This window comes from Fictibacillus sp. FJAT-27399, from assembly GCF_001510655.1.
Taxonomy (GTDB): domain Bacteria; phylum Bacillota; class Bacilli; order Bacillales; family Fictibacillaceae; genus Fictibacillus_C; species Fictibacillus_C marinisediminis.
In genome coordinates, this window is record NZ_LMVC01000001.1 from 764038 (window position 1) to 783629 (window position 19592).

Genomic DNA, 19592 nt, shown 5'->3' on the forward strand with positions numbered 1-19592 from the left:
TGAGGCGTAAAAATGGAAAAACAAACTGAACAATCTATCGGCATCTGGTACGCTGCTCTTTCGTACTTGATGTGGGGCTTTCTTCCGCTTTACTGGAAGCCTCTCCAATCTGTTGAATCTGGAGATGTACTTGCCCACCGGATCCTCTGGTCTTTTGTATTTATGATACTGGTCATCCTTTTTATGAAGAAGACATCATCTTTCTTCAGCAATTTACAAAGCCTATTCTTACAAAAGAAAAACTTTTTTGCGGTTTTGTCTTCATCTCTTTTAATCAGTGCCAACTGGCTGATGTATATTTGGGCCGTGAATAATAATCATGTCGTTGAGGCTAGTCTGGGCTATTACATCAACCCGCTTGTCAGCGTGTTATTGGGGATTATTGTTCTGAAGGAAAAGTTGAATTATTGGCAGATCGTTTCATTCGGGGTCGCACTCGTCGGGGTGGGTCTGCTAACATTCCAATACGGAAAATTCCCATGGATTGCCGTATCCCTTGCATTGAGCTTTGGTCTGTATGGCCTCACCAAAAAAATGGGCAGCTATGATTCTATCCTTGGGCTGACTTATGAAACCATGTTTGTGGCACCTCTTGCCCTCATCTATATCGTTTTTGCCCAGCAGAAGGGTACGGAAGCCTTTGCGGCACAAAACAGCACAGTGACTTTGCTGCTGATGGGAGCGGGAATAGTAACTGCCATTCCTTTATTATGTTTTGCACAGGGCGCTAAACGGATTTCTTTATCCATGATCGGATTTCTGCAATACATCGCACCGACCATCATGCTCATCCTTGGGGTCTTCCTCTATCATGAGGATTTTTCAAATACTCGTCTTTTTTCTTTTATTTTAATTTGGATGGCTCTGGTTATCTTCTCAATTTCTAAAACAAGGTGGATGGCTCGCTTACAGCCTAAAAATAAGCATAAAACATACGGTACTTGAGCATTTTTCGCCGTAATTCTCTACTTTTCGCCAATTTTTTTGAAAGTTAACTTTTGACCTACGCCCATACTGTGCTAAAATAACCATGAAAACGTTTAATAAAGAAGTTCAAATCTGCTTTCGCTTTATTGCAAAAGATTGAATTTACTGTGATTTGTAAAAGAATCGTTTTATTGTTGAGTATTCAGGGGATGTATTTCAATGATGATAGATTTGCTTTTGCTTTAAAAACAGGAACTTTGAGAACTTCTTGTCGTTCTCCTAATTAGTTGTTAAAAATTGATATTAAATCGCAGCAGGGGGTATCAACCAATGAGCACAAACCGTCCAAGCCAGGATTCACCATGGCAGGGATTTTACGGACCGAACCTTGGTTATGTCATTGAATTGTTCGAACAGTATTCAGCTGATCCCAATTCAGTTGACGAGGAACTAAGAAAACAGTTTGAAGAGTGGGGTCCGCCACCATCTTCTGATGAAGCAAATCAAGATGCAGGCACCAGCCTGTCTCAGCAAGCTCAATCCGGAGTTTCAGTCAGCAAGATTGTTGCCGCATCGAAGCTAGCCGAAAACATCCGTACCTACGGACATTTGGCAGCAGAAATTCATCCCCTTGAAGAAGTGTCAAAAGAAATTAAGTTGCTGAATCCATCCCATTATGGACTGAGCGAGGCGGACTTGAAAACGATTCCAGCCTCTTTAATTTGGACTGAAGCGCCAAGAGATGTTCAAAATGGATTGGAAGCGATTAAACGCCTAAAAGACATTTATACGAAATCAATGGCTTATGAGTTCAGCCATGTGCATGTTGAAGAAGAACATAACTGGCTAAATAACATGGTGGAATCTGGATTCATCTATCCTGAAATGACTGATGAAGAAAAGATTGCATTATTACAGCGCCTGACTGAAGTGGAAGGCTTTGAAAAATTCCTTCATCGTACATTTGTCGGACAGAAACGTTTCTCCATCGAAGGTCTTGACATTCTAGTTCCAATGCTCGATGAGATGATCCATCAGAGCGTTAAAGGCGGAACAAGCAACGTGATGATCGGAATGGCACACCGTGGACGCCTGAATGTACTCGCTCATACTTTAGGGAAACCTTACGAGAAAATTTTCGCTGAATTTCATCATTCGCCAAACAAGGAGCTGATTCCTTCTGAAGGTTCGAGAGGAATTAGTTTCGGCTGGACAGGTGACGTTAAATATCATCTTGGAGCAGACCGTTCCATTGAAGAAAACACAGCCAAAGCAACATTAACGCTGGCTAATAACCCATCCCACCTTGAGTTTGTTAATCCGGTAGTCGTCGGATACACTCGTGCAGCTCAAGAAGTGCGCACAGAACCTGGATATCCTAAACAGGATGTGAATAAATCATTCGCCATTTCAATCCATGGGGATGCGGCTTTCCCGGGTGAGGGAATTGTTGCTGAGACACTTAACCTCAGCCGATTGAAAGGTTATCAAACAGGTGGATCTGTTCATATTATCGCGAATAATATGATTGGATTTACGACTGAAAGTTCTGATTCACGTTCAACCAGATATTCAAGTGACCTTGCTAAAGGTTTTGAAATTCCTATTGTCCATGTTAACGCGGATGATCCGATTGCTTGTATCGCTGCGATCACACTCGCTTATCAATACCGTATGCGTTTCCAAAAAGACTTCTTGATCGACTTGATCGGGTACCGCCGTTTTGGCCATAACGAAATGGACGATCCTGCAGTAACGCAGCCTGCAACCTACGAAAAGGTAAACAGCCATCCTACTGTTCGTGCGTTGTTTGCCAAACAGCTTGAATCTGAAGGAGTAATCAAAGAAGGCCAAGGCGATACAATGGATAACGACGTTCAGCAGAAACTTCAGGCTGAATATGAAAAAGTAAAAGGCATTTCTAAAGACCGAGAAGTGAAGGATGTAGAAGTCCCTGAAACGATTGTCAAGGGATTCCCTGCTCTAGATACATCTGTTGCGATAGATGAACTAAAAGAAATCAATCAAGCTCTTCTAGAAAGACCTGAAGGCTTTACTGTCTACCCTAAACTCGAGCGGATTTTGGCGAGAAGAGCCAATGCCCTTGATGAAGGAAGCAAAGTTGACTGGGCACTTGCTGAAACACTTGCTTTTGCAACCATCTTAAGTGACGGTACGCCGATCCGTATTACCGGACAAGATGTTGAGCGTGGAACATTCGCTCAAAGACATCTGGTTCTGCATGACAGCCAAAGCGGAAAACTATTTTCACCGCTTCATCAGATTCCGCAGGCAAAAGCAGCATTCGGCATCCATAACAGCCCGCTCTCTGAAGCATCTGTCGTCGGTTTTGAATATGGATACAATGTTTTCGCACCTGAAACTCTTGTTCTTTGGGAAGCACAATATGGAGACTTTGCAAATGCAGCACAAGTCATCTTCGACCAATTTATTTCTGCCGGACGAGCAAAATGGGGTCAGAAATCAGGTCTGGTTATGCTTCTTCCACACGGATATGAAGGTCAAGGCCCTGAACATTCAAGCGGCCGAATCGAACGGTTCCTTCAACTCGCTGCGGAAAATAACTGGACAGTGGCTAACTTATCAAGCGCTGCACAGTACTTCCATATCCTAAGACGCCAGGCCGCAATTCTGGATAAGGAAGAAGTTCGCCCGCTCGTCATCATGACGCCTAAGAGCCTCCTAAGAAATCCAAGAACATCTTCAGCAGGAAGCCTGCTTGGAGAAGGTCAATTCAAACCGGTTCTTGAGCAAGAGGGGCTTGGAAAAAATGCGGAACAAGTAAAGCGCGTCGTTCTTTGCACAGGTAAAGTTGCTATTGATTTAGCGGCTGAAGCTGAAGGTAAAGCTGAGGAATTGAATCACCTTCATATCCTTCGCGTGGAACAGCTGTATCCTTTCCCTAAAAACGAGGTTAAAGAGATTCTTGAGCGCTACCCTCATTTAGAGGAGGTCGCATGGGTTCAAGAAGAGCCGAAAAATATGGGATCATGGGCATATATCGAATCCAAGCTGCGTGCTGCCGCTCCAGAAAGCGCAAGCGTAAAATATATTGGACGTCCAGACCGATCCAGTCCGTCAGGCGGAGACCCTGATATTCATAAAAAAGAACAAGAGCGTATTGTATCTGTCGCTCTAAGAGCAGACCAAACCAAAACGATAACTTCAGAGGGAGGCAATGAACGTGATTGAAATTAAAGTACCAGAACTAGCAGAATCCATCTCCGAGGGCACGATCGCCCAATGGCTAAAAAATGTAGGTGACAACGTTAAAAAAGGCGATAACATTGTCGAACTTGAAACGGATAAAGTCAACATTGAAATCAGCGCGGACTATGATGGCATTATTCAAGAAGTTCTTCGTGAAGAAGGCGATACGGTAGAAGTTGGCGATGTTATCGCTGTACTTAAAGAAACAGGGGATGCATCAAGTGAAGCTCCAGCTGCTTCTGAAAACAAACAAGAAACTGTACAGCCAGTTGCTGAAGCTCCGGCAGCTGCACAAAACAAGCAGCCTGAAGAAGTAAAAGAAACAGAGCAAAGAAAAGAAACAGACCGTCCATTAGCTTCACCTGCAGCACGCAAGCTTGCTCGTGAACTTGGAATTGATCTTTCAAAAGTGGAAGCACGCGATCCTCTTGGACGAGTACGCCCTGAGGATGTAAAAGCAGCTTCTGAAAAACCGGCAAGCCAGCCTGAACAAAAGGCACCAAAAGCTCCGGAGAAAAAAGCATCCAATGCTCCAAAAACGGCTGACGTGTCTGGGAAACCCGTTGAACGCATCAAACTTTCCCGCCGCCGCCAAACGATTGCAAAACGCCTCGTTGAAGTACAGCAAACAGCAGCGATGCTTACAACCTTCAACGAAGTGGACATGACGGCGATCAACGATATCCGCAAACGAAGAAAAGATGCTTTCTTGCAGCAGAATGACGTGAAACTCGGATACATGTCTTTCTTTACAAAAGCAGTTGTAGGTGCTTTAAAACAATTCCCTCTTCTCAATGCTGAGATTCAAGGTGATGAAGTACTTCTTAAGAAGTTCTATGACATCGGAATTGCAGTAGGAGCTGAGGAAGGACTAGTTGTCCCTGTTGTAAGAGATGCTGACAAGCTTAGCTTTGCTGGTATCGAAAAAGAAATCCTCTCTCTTGGTAAAAAAGCGCGAGACAACAAACTTACACTTTCTGAGCTGCAAGGCGGTACGTTCACGATTACGAACGGAGGAATTTTTGGTTCCTTAATGTCTACACCGATCCTAAATGCTCCTCAAGTTGGGATTCTGGGAATGCACGGCATCAAGATGCGTCCTATTGCTATTGATGCAGAAAGAATGGAAAATCGTCCGATGATGTACATTGCACTTTCATATGACCACCGTATCGTTGACGGACGTGAAGCAGTAAGCTTCCTTGCGAAGGTTAAAGAAATGCTGGAGGATCCAGAGTCATTATTATTACAAGGTTAAATAATTTGAAGCCAGGGGCCGAATCCCTGGCTTTTTTGTGTTAAATATGTTGGGCGGCATGTAGGCAAATGGGATATTTCCCTTTAAAATAAAGAGTAGAAAGACTAATTGAGAAAAGAAAGGGCTGAGAAAATGGGGATGCCATTAGAATTGAATACTATGATTGTTACAAAGAACAAAGAAATCCGTTTGGAGTCGTCCAATTTTTATAAGCTAATTAAAGAAGGCTATCGGCTATATCCTATCGATATCCCCCTGGAGATTCGAAAAACAAAGGAATCAAAGCCTGTGGCTATCGCTAAAATTTGTGAACTAAAATGGAAAGACGGAGATACAGAAATCACATATGAATTAATCGATCTAAATACTGTAAATTAATTCCACACATTATTATCGAAATTTGTCGAAACGAAGTACGATAAACAGCATTGTCCAGCGAAATGATATGTGTACAGCTCAATTTAGTTGAAAAAGGGGCGCACGCAGTCATGTTAATGGACGAACTATTAAAAGGGATTAAATTTGCACAACCTGAAAGCCATGACCCATCAATGCTGATTCAAGGGATTCAATTCAATTCCCGCAAAATCAGGCCGGGGGATTTATTTGTAGCTATTAACGGGTTTAGCGCCGATGGGCATCGCTATATTAATCAAGCGATTGCCAATGGGGCAGCCGCGGTGGTCGGAGAACAAAATGTATATGGGTTAAACGTCCCTTATTATCAGACCTCCGACTCAAGGAAGGCATTGGCGAGGCTGGCAAGCAACTTTTATGGCCACCCATCTAAAAACCATATAATGATCGGAATAACTGGAACGAACGGAAAGACGACAACAGCTTATTTATTAAAACATATCATTGAACAGTCAGGCATAACATGCTCAATGATCGGCACAGTAAACAACATGATAAATAATCAGGCCATACAGTCCAAAAATACCACTCCAGATCCTCTTGAATTACAGTCACTTCTTGCAGAAAGCCGTGACGAAGTCGTCATTATGGAAGTTTCTTCACACGGAATTGAGCAGCAGCGGGTGGAAGGAATATTATTTGATTATACTCTTTTCACAAATTTGGGAAATGATCATCTTGATTATCACGAAAGCCTGGAAGCTTATTTTAATGTGAAAGCTCGACTGTTCAAACGAATGAAGAGCCAAGGAACAGCAATTATTGCTTCACATAATGAATGGGGAAAGAAGCTGCAGAAAAGGTTGTCCGAATCAGGGCATAATGTGCTTACATTCGGCAAACAGAGCGAGGACGAGATGCAGCTCTTGAACGTATGTACTGAGTATTTTCCAACCATTAAAGTCAGACTGGGTGATACAACAGATTTTCTCCAGATTCCTTTGCCTGGTATGCATAATGTATGGAACACTCTAGGGGCGCTGTTAACTGTACAAAAAATGGGAATTTCTTTAAAGAAAGCTGCCTCCTACCTATCGTCGTTTAATGGAGTGCCAGGACGTTTTGAAACATTCAGCCATCCTGCGGGAGCGACCTTCATTGTTGATTATGCCCATACGGAAGACGCCATTGAATACTGTTACCAGACGGCCGAACGTGAAAATGCCGAACGGATCATTCATATTCTTGGGTTTAGAGGCAAAAGGGATCTTTCCAAGAGAAGAGATATTGTTGCGCTTTGTTCAGATGTCTGCTCACAATTGATTTTAACTTTTGATGATCTAAATGGTGTTCCCTCAGACCGGATGGTGGAAGAACTGCAAGAATTGAACGAAGATTTTGCGGACGGAAGTGCCGAGATCATACCTGACAGAACAAAGGCGATTCAGCACGCCTGGGAAAAAGCTGAAAACGGCGACTGGGTTTTCATTACAGGTAAAGGTCAGGAAACCTACAAACAATCCTTTAAATTGCCAGCTTCCACAGATATACAGACCATTCAATTCTTGAAAACGTCAAAAGATATGGTTACCAGTTAAAACGCCTCTGAACATCAGGGGCGTTTTTTATTTATGTTTAACGCTCATACTATCGGAATAATTGTTTTTCATATTTTCTTTGGATGTTTCTTATTTCGGAGATCAATTTTCTTCCTGCTATTGGTTCATATTGTTTATAGATAGGATTCAACTTTTCAATCCATTCTATTTTTTCCTTTGATGTCAGTTCGTGGATTTGAATACTTGATTCTTTTTTTATCAGATTCAGCTGCTCTTTATTCATGGATCGATAGTGGTCCTGGTTCCACTTGACCGTTTCATTTATGGAATCTTGTATGATCAGCCTGACCTTTGCAGGAAGGCTGTGCCAATAATCCTCATTTATTAATATGGCATACCCTAAAAATCCATGGTTGCTGATCGTCATGTAATCTTGAACTCGGTAGTATTTTTTTGAATAGATGTTAGAGATCGTATTTTCTTCCCCACTAACATTACCGGATTCCAAATTTCTATAGGTTTCATTAAAATCCATCGGTTTACTCTGGCCGCCAAGAAGCTCAAACTGTTTTTTCAGTACATTGCTGGACATAATACGGAACTTTTCACCCTTAAAATCATTTGGTTGAATAACCGCATGGCTTTTATTGGTGATTTGCTTTAAACCGTTCACCCAAAAACCAAGGCCTTTTATTTTTTGGCTGTAAAGAGATGCAAGCAATGATTTCCCTATGTCTCCGTTCAGCCCATCATTGATCGCTGTTTCTGTAGGAAAAGCAAACGGCAAATCAAGAACCTGCCATTTTGATGAAACACCTCCCAGTTTTGATGTAGCAGGGGCTATCATTTGTACCCTGCCGTCCTTCAATGCCTCCAATTCCTCTTTATCGGAATACAGACTGCCGTTTGGAAATACCTCCACCTTCACTCTGTGATTGGATTTTTGATCCACCAGATCAGCAAATTTTAGCGCCGCCAATCCTTTAGGTGTGTTCTCTGCAACCACATGGCTGAATTTGATCACAATCTGTTTTCGAATGCCAGATTGTTCATCATCAAAAGCCAGGTCTTGTTCTTTGCTATTAAAATGAAACCCTATATAAAAAGAAAGCAATAAGCCTGTGACGAGAAAAATTAAAATTCCGATGATTTGCTTCATGTTCAGCCTCTTTTGTACTCTTTTTCTATTAAGTCTAGCATAACTTAAAAACCATGTTACAATATTACACAGAATTCACTGGAAGGAATGGCTTGGCCATATGAAATTTTTAAGATTACCCATCCGCTGGAAAATCATCATTTTATCGTTCGGAATTGTTCTTTTTTCCCTTTTGATCGGAGGCATTATCATAATAGGTAAAATTGTCGATATGAGGGAAGAGGAACTTGGCAAACGTGCAATGATTACTGCCCGGACAGTGGCTCAGCTTCCTGAAGTACAGAAGAAGATCCAAAAGAAAGATGGAGCTGCGGTCATCAATCCCATTGTGGAAAAAATAAGAGTGATAAATAGTACAGATTACATCGTCGTTTTAAACATGGATCATGTCAGATACTCTCATCCTGTATATAGACTTATTGGAACAAGATCAGAAGGCAAAGATGAAGAACCGGCGTTTGCAGACCATACCTACATATCAAAAGCAAAAGGAGAGCTGGGAGTTGCTGTACGTGCTTTTATGCCTGTTAAAAATGAACAGCTTGAACAAGTTGGTGTCATTATCGTTGGAAACATACTTCCGGGTTATCTTGAAATCCTGCAAAGCTTGAAAGCACAGGCCGCTCTTATAATAATATTAACCCTGTTCTTCGGCCTGCTTGGTTCCTGGATGCTGGCAAGGCACATTAAACAGCAGATGTTTGAGCTTGAGCCGCATGAAATTGTGCGTATGTATGAAGAAAGTACAGCCGCTTTTCATGCTATGCATGAAGGAGTAATTGCTGTAGATGTAAAAGAGAACATCACCATATTCAATGAAAAAGCAAAATCTATATTTCGAGTGGAAGGGAGTCTGATCGGCAAATCGATACGCGAGGTGATCCCGGATACCAGGCTTCCTGAAATTATTGAGTTTGGAAAACCCGTGTACAACCAAGAGATTAATGTGAGCGGCAAAATCATTATGAGCAATCGAATTCCGATAAAAGTCAATCATTCCGTCATCGGAGCTGTAGCGATCTTTCAGGACCGGACAGAGGTTGCAAAAATGGCGGAAGAACTAACGGGGGTAAAGGCATTCGTAGAGGCACTCCGTATTCAAAATCACGAGCATTTGAACAAGCTTCATACGATAGCCGGACTCATCCAGCTGGAAAAGCGTGAACGAGCGCTTCAGTATGTTTTTGATATATCGGAGCAACAGGAGAATCTGACGAGATTCGTTACAAAAAATATTAAAAACGACAGTATTGCAGGTCTTCTCTTAAGCAAAGTAAGCAGGGGAAAAGAATTGAAAATCGACGTCTCGATCGACAGCCAGAGCCATTTGGAAGAACTTCCTTACCTGCTCAATGAACACGATTTTGTAATGATCCTCGGGAATCTCGTAGAAAATTCCATTCATGCCTTAAATGACTCAAATACTCCTGAACAACAAATTGATATCAGTATTGAACAAGACAATGAAATTTGTGCTGTCCTGGTCGAAGACAATGGCCCAGGAATCCCTGAACACCTGATGCCTTACATTTTTGACAAAGGAGTCACTACGAAAGGTGAAAAAGGACTGGGACTTGGTTTATTTTTAGTTAAAGAGATTATAGATAAGGGAAAAGGGGACATTAACCTATCTTCCTATCCAAATGGAGGGACGAGTTTTTACATCACGTTCCCAATGAACGGGAGGAGACAGTCATGAAAAGAAAAAAGATTTCTGTTGTTTTAATCGAAGACGATCCGATGGTGCAGGAAGTCAATAAAGCATTTATTGAAAAAGTCAGCGGTTTTGAAGTGACCGGCAGTGCTGCTAACGGAGTGGAGGGTGTAAAAAAAATTCAGGAACTACAGCCGGACCTTGTCATTCTTGATATCTTCATGCCCAAACAAGACGGTCTCGAAACACTTTATCAAATACGGAAAAATAAAGAGAAAGTAGATGTTATTATTATATCTGCAGCCAAGGATAGGGACACGATACAGACGATGCTTCAACAGGGTGCGATGGATTATATCATCAAACCGTTTAAGTTTGCTAGAATTAAGCAAGCTTTGGAAAGATATAAAGACTATTACACACAATTTTGTCCGGACGGTGAAATGTCTCAAAAAGAAGTGGATACTGTATTATCAGGTATACATAATGAACATCAAAATCAAGAACAAAAAGGGATTCCTAAAGGGTTGAATCAACTCACCCTGAAACAGATCATCACCTATCTACAAGAGCAATCGTATGGTAAATCTTCCGAAGAAGTAGCTGAAGGGGTCGGGATTGCCCGTGTGACAGCCAGAAGATATCTTGAGTATTTAGAAAAAAGAGGGGAAATCATACTGGATATGCAGTATGGAGGGGTGGGGAGACCGGTTAATCGATATCTCATGAAGAACTTCTAAGGTTATCTGGCTAACGAAAGACCAAAAAGACCAAAAAGGACAATATAACCTAAATATTCACTAAATTTTCAGAAAGCGTTATCATCAATTTCATGGATGATAACGCTTTCAGTATGTTATTAGCTAATAAAGGAGGAAGAACATGAAACCCCTGTTTAAGAATTTAACCTTCCAAGTCATTATTGCTATTATTCTCGGTATCACTTTGGGGCTGCTATGGCCTGAAGCCGGAAAGAACATGAAGCCATTGGGTGATACGTTCATTAACGCTGTTAAAATGGTCATTGCGCCTATTATTTTTCTCACCATTGTTCTAGGTATCGCCAAAATGGGGGATATGAAAAAAGTAGGTAAAGTTGGCGGTAAAGCCTTTATTTATTTTGAAGTCGTCACTACATTTGCTCTGATCATTGGTTTAATCGTTGTCAATGTCATTAAACCCGGAGCGGGGCTAGACTTTGACAAGCTGCAAAAAGGAGATGTTTCTCAATTTACTTCCGGCGGTGCAGAAGGAGGAATCAACTGGGTAGATTTCGTTACCCATATTGTACCCCAGAATATGGTCGACGCGTTCGCGAAAGGTGATATCCTTCAAGTCCTCTTTTTCTCTATCTTGTTTGGAGTCGGTTTAACGGCTCTGGGAGAAAAAGGGAAACCAGTGATTGATTTTTTTGATAAGCTTTTACAGATCTTTTTTAATGTCGTCGGTTATATCATGAAAGCTGCGCCGATAGGGGCCTTTGGAGCGATGGCTTTCACCATTGGAAACTTCGGACTTTCATCATTGCTGCCTTTAGGAAAGCTTATGATTTCCGTCTATATGACGATGATCTTATTCGTAGTCATCGTGTTGAACATCATCTGTAAAATGTATGGTTTCAGTTTATGGAAATACTTAAAGTACATTAAGGATGAAATTCTAATTGTACTTGGAACGAGTTCCTCCGAATCTGTCCTTCCCAGGATGATGAACAAGATGGAGCGTTTCGGCTGTTCCAAGTCAGTAGTCGGACTGGTGATCCCTACAGGCTACTCTTTTAATCTGGACGGTACTTCCATCTATCTTTCGATGGCCGTCGTATTCCTGGCTCAAGTTTTTAATATCGACTTAAGCCTTACACAGCAAATTACCATCATTGCCATCCTTATGTTAACGTCTAAAGGTGCAGCGGCTGTTACAGGCGGCGGTTTTATCGTACTTGCCTCAACACTTTCAGCCATGCAGGTTATCCCTGTAGAAGGACTGGCTTTACTGCTTGGGGTTGACCGCTTCATGAGTGAAGCCCGGGCGATCATCAATTTGATCGGAAACGGGATCGCAACTATCGTTGTATCAAAGAGTGAGAATGAATTTGATGAGAAAAAAAGTGAAGAAGCCTTTCTTGAACTTAAGTCCCAGGGAAGAACAGCATAAAAAAAGCGCCTCCTTGGCGCTTTTTTTTGATGAGTCTGTTCACTTTAACAGATCGATAGGTTTTAAGAGACGGGAAACCAGTTTAATGGTATTAAATCGGTTGTTAATTGTCCGCTGTGCCAGATCTGATTGAAGGGATCGGACTAACAGATCCATCTGGAGCCCATTTTTCATATGAGGCAGCACCGCTTAAATCCTGAGCGGCATAAACACCTGAGAGAACAAAGAGGAATCAGGCTTTTCTTTTGTTCTTTTAAAAAACAAGAGATTCCTTTAAAATAAAAAGGTACACAAAAGTAGGAGGCTGAATGATGATCCACCAATCATGGGAAGACAAAGCAACGATCAAAACGGTTACATGTATCCATACAAATGCAGCAAAGTATATGGTAGACCGAGTGCTGACCGAGGGAAAAACGTACGAAGTAAAGAACGAAACAGAAGAATTCTATTTTGTAGTTGATAACTCGGGCAGAGTCGCAGGATTTTATAAAGAGTACTTTCAAGAAAAACAATAAGCCTATAGGCTTGTTGTTTTTTTGTTTGGAGAATGAACATGGATGAGAAGAAGGGAAGCAAAGTGCCCCCCCATATGATTTGGATGCTTGCTGCTTCGGCTATAATGACAATAGGCAATGCAATACCTATTCAAATAAACAGTCCATCTGTAACAAATGAGCCAATTACTGTAAAAAGAAAGGATCGACAGGAATGACTAAAGCTGTATTTATTGACAGGGACGGTGTGATTAATGAAGTTATGTCGTCAAGAGTCAAACATGTTAATCATCCCAGCAATTTTTATTTTCTGAAGGGCGCTCTTGAAGGATTAAGAGAACTGACCGAAATGGGGTTTCATTTATTTGTTGTAACGAATCAAGGGGGAGTTGGGCTTGGATTCCTCCAGGAAAAAACGCTAAAGAAAATTCACGATAAAATGGTTTTAGAAGTGGAAAATGCAGGTGGTGTGATAAAAGATATCGCTTATTGCTGCCACAAGCCGAATGAAGGATGCTCCTGCAGAAAACCAAGCCCTGGAATGATATTGGACCTGGCAGACCGGTACGATATTGATCTCACTAAGAGTTATATGATCGGGGATCGTGAAACAGATATTGAAGCAGGAAGGAAAGCCGGTGTCACCACTATAAAAATTGGCGGGGAAATAGGAAAAGCTGATTTCATGGCAATCCATCTGCTAGAAGCAGCCGATCATATCCGATCTCGTGAAAAAAAGTAAAGAACGCTCATTTCTAGAGCGTTCTTTACTTTTACACAGACATCTACTTATGAACCAGCTGTCTTTTATTTTTTTGAATGACCGCTTTTATTGTAAAATAGGAAACTTCTTCCCCAAGTTCTTCCTTCAATGGTTTCAACTTTTCACTTCCAAGATGATCAATAGCGTTTAAGACCATAGCTTCTTGCTCAGCCGGGATAATTCTTTCCCAGTTTAGCGGTATTCCTTCCTCTGCACAACGGAGAAGATGGTTTTCTACTGTTTGCACCGAAAGATTCCGCGTTTTGGCGATATCAGGAATAGGCTGGTTTTCTTGAAAGAGTGCGTAAGTATCCAAATGGCTGTCCTTTTTTGGAGAATCTGATGAACTCTCCATTTCCGCTGCAGCAGTTGCTGAAGTAGTGAATTCCTTAAGTGTGTCCAGGAAAATCTGGCCATAACGGTCAAATTTCACTTTTCCGACGCCTTTAATCTCCAGCATTTCTTCTTCATTACCAGGAACTTTTTCGCTCATTTCCTTTAGGGCACTATCTGCAAAAACGACATATGGAGGTACGTTTTCCTGATCTGCCAGTTCCTTACGCAAGTTCCTCAGATGTTCAAAGAGCTCGTTATTTTCAGTAAAGCTGGTAATCGATTTTCGTTTCTCTTTTCGATAAACCTTTTCTTCTCCCTTTAACACAAACAGTGCTCTGGGTGCCAGCATAAGCACAGGGTACTGGCTATCGGATAACTGAAGGAGGCCTTCCGCTGTCAAATAATCAATAAGCTGCATAATTTCTTTTTGAGGCCGGTTTTTCATTAATCCATAGGTCGTTAGAGAGGTAAGCCCCAGCTCTTGGATTCGCTTTGTTTTCGATCCGTTCAGCACTTGTGCGACTGCTGTTTTTCCAAACCGCTGATTCATGCGTTTCACACAGGAGAAAACCATTTGCGCTTGAGTGGTAATGTCCGTTTGCTCACGCTGGTCGGTACAATTTCCGCATTTCCCGCAATCAGCTGATTCCTCATCTCCAAAATACTCGACAATAAAGCGCTGCAGGCATTGTTCAGTATGGCAATAGTCTGTCATAAACTGAAGCTTTTTGTATTCATTTCCTTTCCTTGCTTCATCCATGGTTCCTTGTTCAATTAAAAATTTCTGAAGCTGGACATCCCGTGCGGAGAAGAATAGAATACACTCACTTGGTTCGCCGTCTCTGCCCGCACGCCCCGCTTCCTGATAATAGGCTTCAAGATTGCGGGGAAGATTGTAATGAATGACATAGCGGACATTCGTTTTATTAATCCCCATTCCAAAAGCATTTGTAGCTACCATGATTGCCGTATCATCAAAAATAAATTGATTTTGTGATTCCCGTCTTTCCTCTTCGGATAGGCCGGCATGATATTTTGAAACAGTAAAACCATTTTTCTTTAAAAAACTATGAAGCTGATCGACTTCATTTCTAGTCGAAGCATATATAATTCCAGAATTTGAACTGTTTTTCTTTACATATCGAAGCAGATATTCACGTTTAACTTCATCTTTAATAATAGAAAACGTTAAATTATTCCGAGCAAAACCCGTAACAAAAGTGTTTTCTGGCTGAATGTCTAACAGCCGGCAGATATCTTTTGTTACTTCCTTGGTGGCTGTAGCCGTCAAGGCGACGATAACAGGCCGCGGATGAAGTGAAGCCAGCATATCTTTGATACGCAAATAACTTGGACGGAAGTCATGTCCCCATTGAGAAATACAATGAGCCTCATCGATGGCAATCATGGATATATTCATTTTTCCTATGAGACGTCTGAACGCCATGGACTCCAGCCGTTCAGGCGCAACATAAATCAACTGATAGGCACCGTTTGCCGCTTGTTGTATCCTGTCCTGAATGTCTTCGTCAGATAGTGAACTATTAATATATGTAGAAGGAATCCCAGCATTCTCAAGGGAATCGACCTGATCCTTCATCAACGAAATAAGGGGAGAGATAACCAGGGTCACTCCATTGAGCAGCATAGCAGGAACCTGATAGCAGATGGACTTTCCTCCCCCTGTAGGCATGATCCCCAATGTATTCTTATGCTGGAAGATGCTCTTGATCACTTGTTCTTGTCCTGGCCGAAATGAAGAATAGCCAAAATGTCTTTCTAAAATTTGTTGAGCTAAATTAAACATACAATCTCCTTCCTGAACAAAAGAAAGAATAGAAAAAAAGAATTTTACAAAGAGGCTAAATAAAACGGAACAATGCTTAATTATACATCAATCCTGAAAAACCTGCTGTAAATAACAAAAGAAAAACAGGGTTCTACTCTATGCTTTCTAAAATAACGATATCAATTACTTTCCACTAATGGATAAATTATTAAATGTAGTTTTTTGTTAGAAATAGATGAATAAAATAGTATTTTGTAATATTATTGTAATCTCCCTAAAATGATTTTGTTATAAATATTTTATATTATTAATTTATTGGTATCGCAAGAAAATTTTAGGGGGAAAGAGCAACTTGAAAAGATTACTTATGGGGTTGGGAATTGCAGGCATTTTAACTGCAAATCCTTTAGTGGGACAGGCAGCACTGGGAGATCATACGTTAAAATACGGAATGACTCATACAGAAGTAAAAGATTTGCAGCAAACGTTAAAAACGAAAGGTTACTTTACGTACAGCACGACTACAACCTATTTTGGTACATATACAGTGAATGCTGTGAAAAGCTTTCAAAAATCAAAAGGACTTACTGCTGACGGAGTTGCAGGGCCGGCCACCTTTAAGGCATTGGGAATCTTTCCGTCCTATAGCAAAACTCAACTTGTTTCCACTGCTAAAACTTACTTAGGTGTCCCTTATGTGTGGGGTGGTGCGACACCTTCAGGCTTTGACTGCAGTGGATATATCGACTATGTATTTAAAAAATCGGCGGGAATCACACTGCCAAGAACGGTTGCAGATATTTATAAAGTAGGTACAAAGGTTACTACTCTAAGCGCCGGAGATTTGGTTTTCTTTGAAACTTATCAGACCGGTGCTTCACATGTCGGTATCTATATTGGAAACAACCAGTTTATTTCCGCTACTTCATCAAACGGAGTCAGTATAGCTTCCATGAGTAATACATATTGGGCACCCCGGTATTTAGGGGCAAAACAAATATAAGGGAAAAGCCAGAACAGCGTTACTGTTGTTTTGGCTTTTTTTATTTATATAATTAATCAAAATCCACATGAAAATAGAAAAAAGAGGGAAATATAGGAAGAAACGAGGAGGGATCTTTTTAATCATGAAAAAGAGTAAACTGCCCGATTTTTCAGAATCCTACTGGAAAGAATCCTGCCAAGTACAGGGATATGAAACTTTATCAACCGATTTAGAAGCAGATGCAGTGGTTATAGGAGGAGGAATTACAGGAATCACAACTGCTTATCTTCTGTCGAAAGAAGGGCTGAGCGTAATCCTACTGGATGGAAGTAAAATATTAAATGGGACAACCGGCCATACAACCGCAAAAATAACGAGCCAGCATGGTATCATCTATGATGAGTTAATTCAGCATTTTGGAGTAGAACAAACGAAGCTCTATTATGAAGCAAACAACGGTGCTCTGAATTTTATCAGGTCCATGATCCAGGACCATCAGATTGACTGCGATTTTTCCGAAGAAGACGCAATCATCTATGCAGAATCGGAAACCTATCTCAAACAGGTTCAAAAGGAATATGATGCCTACCAAAAGCTGAACATCAGCAGTGAATACTCTGAGAGCATCGCGTTGGATCTGGCTGTGCGAGGAGCCGTTTCGATGAAAAACCAGGCACAATTTCATCCGGTTAAGTATCTTTCCGCACTCACACAGGAGATTACAAAGAACGGCGGCAAAATCTTTGAAAATACCACCGCAGTTGATGTTGAAACTGGAAATCGCCCTCGAGCCGTAACAAAAGACGGTTATAAAATTACCTGCAGACATGCTGTAATTGCTTCTCACTTTCCTTTTTTCGATGGAGCCGGGTTTTATTTTGCAAGGATGCACGCTGAACGTTCATATGCGATTGGTGTTACGACGGAAAGAGATTATCCAGGCGGGATGTATTTAAGTGCGGACAGTCCGACCCGTTCTTTAAGATACACGAATTACAATGGTGAGAAATTAATCATCGTTGGCGGTGAAAGCCATCAAACAGGACAGGGAATGTGCACAAGCAAGCACTATGAAGCCTTGGAAGCATTCAGTGAAAAGGTAGTAGGTATATCCGACATCGCTTATCGCTGGTCTGCACAGGACTTAATTACATTAGATAAAATCCCTTACATCGGTCCGATTACTGCCCCCCATGAAAATATCCTGGTTGCCACAGGATATCGCAAGTGGGGAATGACGAATGGAACGGCGGCAGGTTTGCTCATAAAAGATCTGATTTTAGAAAAGAAGAATCCGTATGCCGACGTCTTTTCACCATCAAGGTTCAAGGCTGATCCAAGCCTGAAAACATTGGTTGTAGAAAATGCTGATGTTGCCAAGCACCTGATCGAAGGCAAGCTGGAGATGCCGGATAAAACTCCAGGAGATCTATCACCGGATGAAGGGGCAGCAGTTACGTACAATGGCAAAAGAGCAGGAGCGTACAAAGATAAAGAGGGAAAGCTCTATGTACTCGATACCACCTGCACACATCTCGGATGCGAGGTGGAATGGAACAATGCCGAACGCTCGTGGGACTGCCCGTGCCATGGATCGCGCTTCTCGTTTGAGGGTGAGGTACTGGAAGGCCCGGCAACCGAACCGCTGGAAAAGCTGGATCAATAGACAAAGTAAAAAGTGGCTCCCTTTTTTCGGGAGTCACTTTTTTGCTGCGGCAATTAAAGCTTGAAATATGCTCATCATTCCAGGGGAAGCTGTCAGCTCTTCTGGATGCCACTGAACACCCAGGATAAAATGGTCTTTGTTTCTGCTTTTAATGGCTTCCACGATTCCATCCGGTGCAAATGCACAGGGTAGAAGAGGCGGAGCTGCAGATTTTACGGATTGATGATGGAAGCTGTTCACTTGAAGCGTAGGAGTTCCTGCAAGTTCGTGAAGGAACGAACTCTTCTTGATCGAAACTTCATGGGTGGGAATATTTCTTGGTGCCTGTTGCTTATGTTTAACCGGCTGTTCAGTTTCAGCAGGAATGTGTTGAATCAGTGTTCCTCCTAACGCAACATTGATAATGTTCATTCCGCGGCATATGCCTAAAAGCGGCTTTTTATTCTGTTCAGCTAACCTTACAGCTTGGATTTCAAATTCATCCTGCGTCCTGTTTACGATGCCAAGCTCCGGCGTTGGATGCTGCTGATAGAAGAAAGGATCTACATCATCTCCTCCAGGCAGTACAATCCCATCGCACTTCAAAATCATTTGTTCTGTTAACCCCTGGTTTACAGATGGAAGCAAGACGGGAAGACCCCCCGCTTGGATAATTGCGTCACTGTATTTACGGTGTAAAATAGAGCTCTGGTTTCCATTATGTTCAGCACTTGAAACTGTAATCATGATCATAGGCGAGACTTTTTTCATAGCATTAAATCCTTTCAGGCATTTTCTGTTTCTTTCCAGTATGCCCCATTTGATGATTACGTTTACAAATAAGAAGGCACGGTAAATTATTAGGATTAATTTTCTTAATATTCAAACAAAATAAAAGGAGGAAGTCTTTGAAAAAGAAAGCATCGGTTACGATCAGTCTCGTCCTCAGTTTTTTTCTTGTTATGGAGCCGAGCCTTGCAGTTGATCCATACTTCATTCACTCGAGTACGATATGGAACTGAAGGCAGCAGTTGAGGAGCCAAGAATATATACCAACAATACAAGCAATTATATGAAGGAAAAAGGGATTCCTGAGGCGGCTGTTGCGAAGCTCAATCAAATAGGTCATAAATTTGGCGCAGCAGGGGATGAAATCGGCAATGTTCAAAGTATTTTTATTGAGGACTCCAGCAGAAACGGAGCTGCAATCGGTATACTCCTTATCCATCACCCGTAGCAGATAAAAGACGCATGATTGATATCATGCGTCTTTCTTAT

Annotated in this window: 17 protein-coding genes and 1 pseudogene; 14 read left to right on the plus strand and 4 right to left on the minus strand. The window is 41.6% G+C overall.

Annotation, left to right across the window (positions count from 1 at the left end):
• Window positions 1–12 precede the first annotated feature (12 nt).
• The 5 genes from rarD (at window position 13) to AR335_RS03920 (ending at window position 7371) form a co-directional block, all read left to right on the plus strand.
• Window positions 13–945, plus strand: coding sequence for an EamA family transporter RarD (gene rarD, locus AR335_RS03900; protein WP_062232158.1), 933 nt, complete (start codon window positions 13–15; stop codon window positions 943–945).
• Between the two features lie 312 nt (window positions 946–1257).
• Entirely contained in the window at window positions 1258–4140 is a 2883-nt protein-coding gene (locus AR335_RS03905; RefSeq protein ID WP_062232160.1) for a 2-oxoglutarate dehydrogenase E1 component, read from the plus strand.
• Window positions 4133–5416 (plus strand): 2-oxoglutarate dehydrogenase complex dihydrolipoyllysine-residue succinyltransferase, encoded by a 1284-nt coding sequence (odhB, locus tag AR335_RS03910; RefSeq protein WP_062232162.1) that lies wholly within the window; start codon window positions 4133–4135, stop codon window positions 5414–5416. Before AR335_RS03905 ends, odhB begins: the two co-directional genes overlap by 8 nt.
• Window positions 5417–5548: 132 nt before the next feature.
• Window positions 5549–5794 carry a DUF2584 domain-containing protein gene (locus AR335_RS03915; protein ID WP_053358262.1) on the plus strand — a complete coding sequence of 82 codons (246 nt, stop codon included), beginning with the start codon at window positions 5549–5551 and terminating at the stop codon, window positions 5792–5794.
• A 110-nt stretch (window positions 5795–5904) separates the two neighbouring features.
• Window positions 5905–7371 carry a UDP-N-acetylmuramoyl-L-alanyl-D-glutamate--2,6-diaminopimelate ligase gene (locus AR335_RS03920; RefSeq protein ID WP_062232164.1) on the plus strand — a complete coding sequence of 489 codons (1467 nt, stop codon included), beginning with the start codon at window positions 5905–5907 and terminating at the stop codon, window positions 7369–7371.
• Between the two features lie 49 nt (window positions 7372–7420).
• Here the strand turns inward: AR335_RS03920 and AR335_RS03925 are convergent, their stop codons facing one another.
• Complete coding sequence (locus AR335_RS03925) at window positions 7421–8491, minus strand: DctP family TRAP transporter solute-binding subunit (protein WP_062232166.1); 1071 nt, start codon at window positions 8489–8491, stop codon at window positions 7421–7423.
• 100 nt (window positions 8492–8591) lie between these two features.
• Between AR335_RS03925 and AR335_RS03930 the strand changes: the two genes are divergently transcribed.
• From AR335_RS03930 to dctP, 3 genes are all read left to right on the plus strand, one after another.
• A complete protein-coding gene (locus AR335_RS03930; RefSeq protein ID WP_062232168.1) occupies window positions 8592–10190 on the plus strand; it encodes an ATP-binding protein in 1599 nt (532 codons plus the stop codon).
• Window positions 10187–10885: a response regulator gene (locus AR335_RS03935; RefSeq protein ID WP_062232170.1), complete on the plus strand. Its 699-nt coding sequence runs from the start codon at window positions 10187–10189 to the stop codon at window positions 10883–10885. The genes AR335_RS03930 and AR335_RS03935 overlap by 4 nt, the downstream gene beginning before the upstream one ends.
• Window positions 10886–11027: 142 nt before the next feature.
• Entirely contained in the window at window positions 11028–12299 is a 1272-nt protein-coding gene (dctP, locus tag AR335_RS03940) for a C4-dicarboxylate transporter DctP (protein WP_062232172.1), read from the plus strand.
• 39 nt (window positions 12300–12338) lie between these two features.
• On the opposite strand, the gene AR335_RS25090 is transcribed toward dctP, so the two are convergent.
• On the minus strand, window positions 12339–12473 hold the full coding sequence (locus AR335_RS25090) for a hypothetical protein (protein WP_255357534.1): 135 nt from the start codon (window positions 12471–12473) through the stop codon (window positions 12339–12341).
• A gap of 137 nt (window positions 12474–12610) precedes the next feature.
• On the opposite strand from AR335_RS25090, the gene AR335_RS03945 reads away from it, so the two are divergent.
• Genes AR335_RS03945 through AR335_RS03950 form a run of 3 tightly spaced genes read left to right on the plus strand, consistent with a single transcriptional unit; the run spans window position 12611 to window position 13538 of the window.
• Window positions 12611–12817: a DUF6501 family protein gene (locus AR335_RS03945; protein ID WP_053354268.1), complete on the plus strand. Its 207-nt coding sequence runs from the start codon at window positions 12611–12613 to the stop codon at window positions 12815–12817.
• A gap of 38 nt (window positions 12818–12855) precedes the next feature.
• On the plus strand, window positions 12856–13014 hold the full coding sequence (locus tag AR335_RS23555; protein WP_156418838.1) for a hypothetical protein: 159 nt from the start codon (window positions 12856–12858) through the stop codon (window positions 13012–13014).
• Window positions 13011–13538: a D-glycero-alpha-D-manno-heptose-1,7-bisphosphate 7-phosphatase gene (locus AR335_RS03950; RefSeq protein ID WP_062232174.1), complete on the plus strand. Its 528-nt coding sequence runs from the start codon at window positions 13011–13013 to the stop codon at window positions 13536–13538. The genes AR335_RS23555 and AR335_RS03950 overlap by 4 nt, the downstream gene beginning before the upstream one ends.
• A 43-nt stretch (window positions 13539–13581) precedes the next feature.
• Here AR335_RS03950 and recQ read toward each other — a convergent pair whose 3' ends face one another.
• The gene (recQ, locus tag AR335_RS03955; protein WP_062232177.1) at window positions 13582–15702 is read right to left on the minus strand and encodes a DNA helicase RecQ; all 2121 of its coding nucleotides are present in this window, start codon (window positions 15700–15702) and stop codon (window positions 13582–13584) included.
• A gap of 334 nt (window positions 15703–16036) precedes the next feature.
• Between recQ and AR335_RS03960 the strand changes: the two genes are divergently transcribed.
• Together AR335_RS03960 and AR335_RS03965 are read left to right on the plus strand one after the other, a co-directional pair.
• Window positions 16037–16687, plus strand: a complete 651-nt coding sequence (locus AR335_RS03960; protein ID WP_062232179.1) for a C40 family peptidase — start codon at window positions 16037–16039, stop codon at window positions 16685–16687.
• A 124-nt stretch (window positions 16688–16811) separates the two neighbouring features.
• Complete coding sequence (locus AR335_RS03965) at window positions 16812–18335, plus strand: FAD-dependent oxidoreductase (protein ID WP_062232181.1); 1524 nt, start codon at window positions 16812–16814, stop codon at window positions 18333–18335.
• A 33-nt stretch (window positions 18336–18368) separates the two neighbouring features.
• Here AR335_RS03965 and AR335_RS03970 read toward each other — a convergent pair whose 3' ends face one another.
• Window positions 18369–19085 (minus strand): gamma-glutamyl-gamma-aminobutyrate hydrolase family protein, encoded by a 717-nt coding sequence (locus AR335_RS03970; RefSeq protein ID WP_062232183.1) that lies wholly within the window; start codon window positions 19083–19085, stop codon window positions 18369–18371.
• Window positions 19086–19299: 214 nt separating this feature from the next.
• On the opposite strand from AR335_RS03970, the pseudogene AR335_RS03975 reads away from it, so the two are divergent.
• Window positions 19300–19551, plus strand: a pseudogene (locus AR335_RS03975) (gamma-glutamyltransferase); the annotation flags it as partial.
• Window positions 19552–19592 lie beyond the last annotated feature (41 nt).

What these genes read in the sequence shown, in the direction of transcription:
- rarD (WP_062232158.1), top strand. Translation starts at nt 13, where the DNA reads ATGGAAAAACAAACTGAACAATCTATCGGCATCTGGTACGCTGCTCTT.
- AR335_RS03905 (WP_062232160.1), top strand. Translation starts at nt 1,258, where the DNA reads ATGAGCACAAACCGTCCAAGCCAGGATTCACCATGGCAGGGATTTTAC.
- AR335_RS03915 (WP_053358262.1), top strand. Translation starts at nt 5,549, where the DNA reads ATGGGGATGCCATTAGAATTGAATACTATGATTGTTACAAAGAACAAA.
- AR335_RS03920 (WP_062232164.1), top strand. Translation starts at nt 5,905, where the DNA reads ATGTTAATGGACGAACTATTAAAAGGGATTAAATTTGCACAACCTGAA.
- AR335_RS03925 (WP_062232166.1), bottom strand. Translation starts at nt 8,491, where the DNA reads ATGAAGCAAATCATCGGAATTTTAATTTTTCTCGTCACAGGCTTATTG.
- AR335_RS03930 (WP_062232168.1), top strand. Translation starts at nt 8,592, where the DNA reads ATGAAATTTTTAAGATTACCCATCCGCTGGAAAATCATCATTTTATCG.
- AR335_RS03935 (WP_062232170.1), top strand. Translation starts at nt 10,187, where the DNA reads ATGAAAAGAAAAAAGATTTCTGTTGTTTTAATCGAAGACGATCCGATG.
- dctP (WP_062232172.1), top strand. Translation starts at nt 11,028, where the DNA reads ATGAAACCCCTGTTTAAGAATTTAACCTTCCAAGTCATTATTGCTATT.
- AR335_RS25090 (WP_255357534.1), bottom strand. Translation starts at nt 12,473, where the DNA reads ATGAAAAATGGGCTCCAGATGGATCTGTTAGTCCGATCCCTTCAATCA.
- AR335_RS03945 (WP_053354268.1), top strand. Translation starts at nt 12,611, where the DNA reads ATGATCCACCAATCATGGGAAGACAAAGCAACGATCAAAACGGTTACA.
- AR335_RS23555 (WP_156418838.1), top strand. Translation starts at nt 12,856, where the DNA reads ATGGATGAGAAGAAGGGAAGCAAAGTGCCCCCCCATATGATTTGGATG.
- AR335_RS03950 (WP_062232174.1), top strand. Translation starts at nt 13,011, where the DNA reads ATGACTAAAGCTGTATTTATTGACAGGGACGGTGTGATTAATGAAGTT.
- recQ (WP_062232177.1), bottom strand. Translation starts at nt 15,702, where the DNA reads ATGTTTAATTTAGCTCAACAAATTTTAGAAAGACATTTTGGCTATTCT.
- AR335_RS03965 (WP_062232181.1), top strand. Translation starts at nt 16,812, where the DNA reads ATGAAAAAGAGTAAACTGCCCGATTTTTCAGAATCCTACTGGAAAGAA.
- AR335_RS03970 (WP_062232183.1), bottom strand. Translation starts at nt 19,085, where the DNA reads ATGAAAAAAGTCTCGCCTATGATCATGATTACAGTTTCAAGTGCTGAA.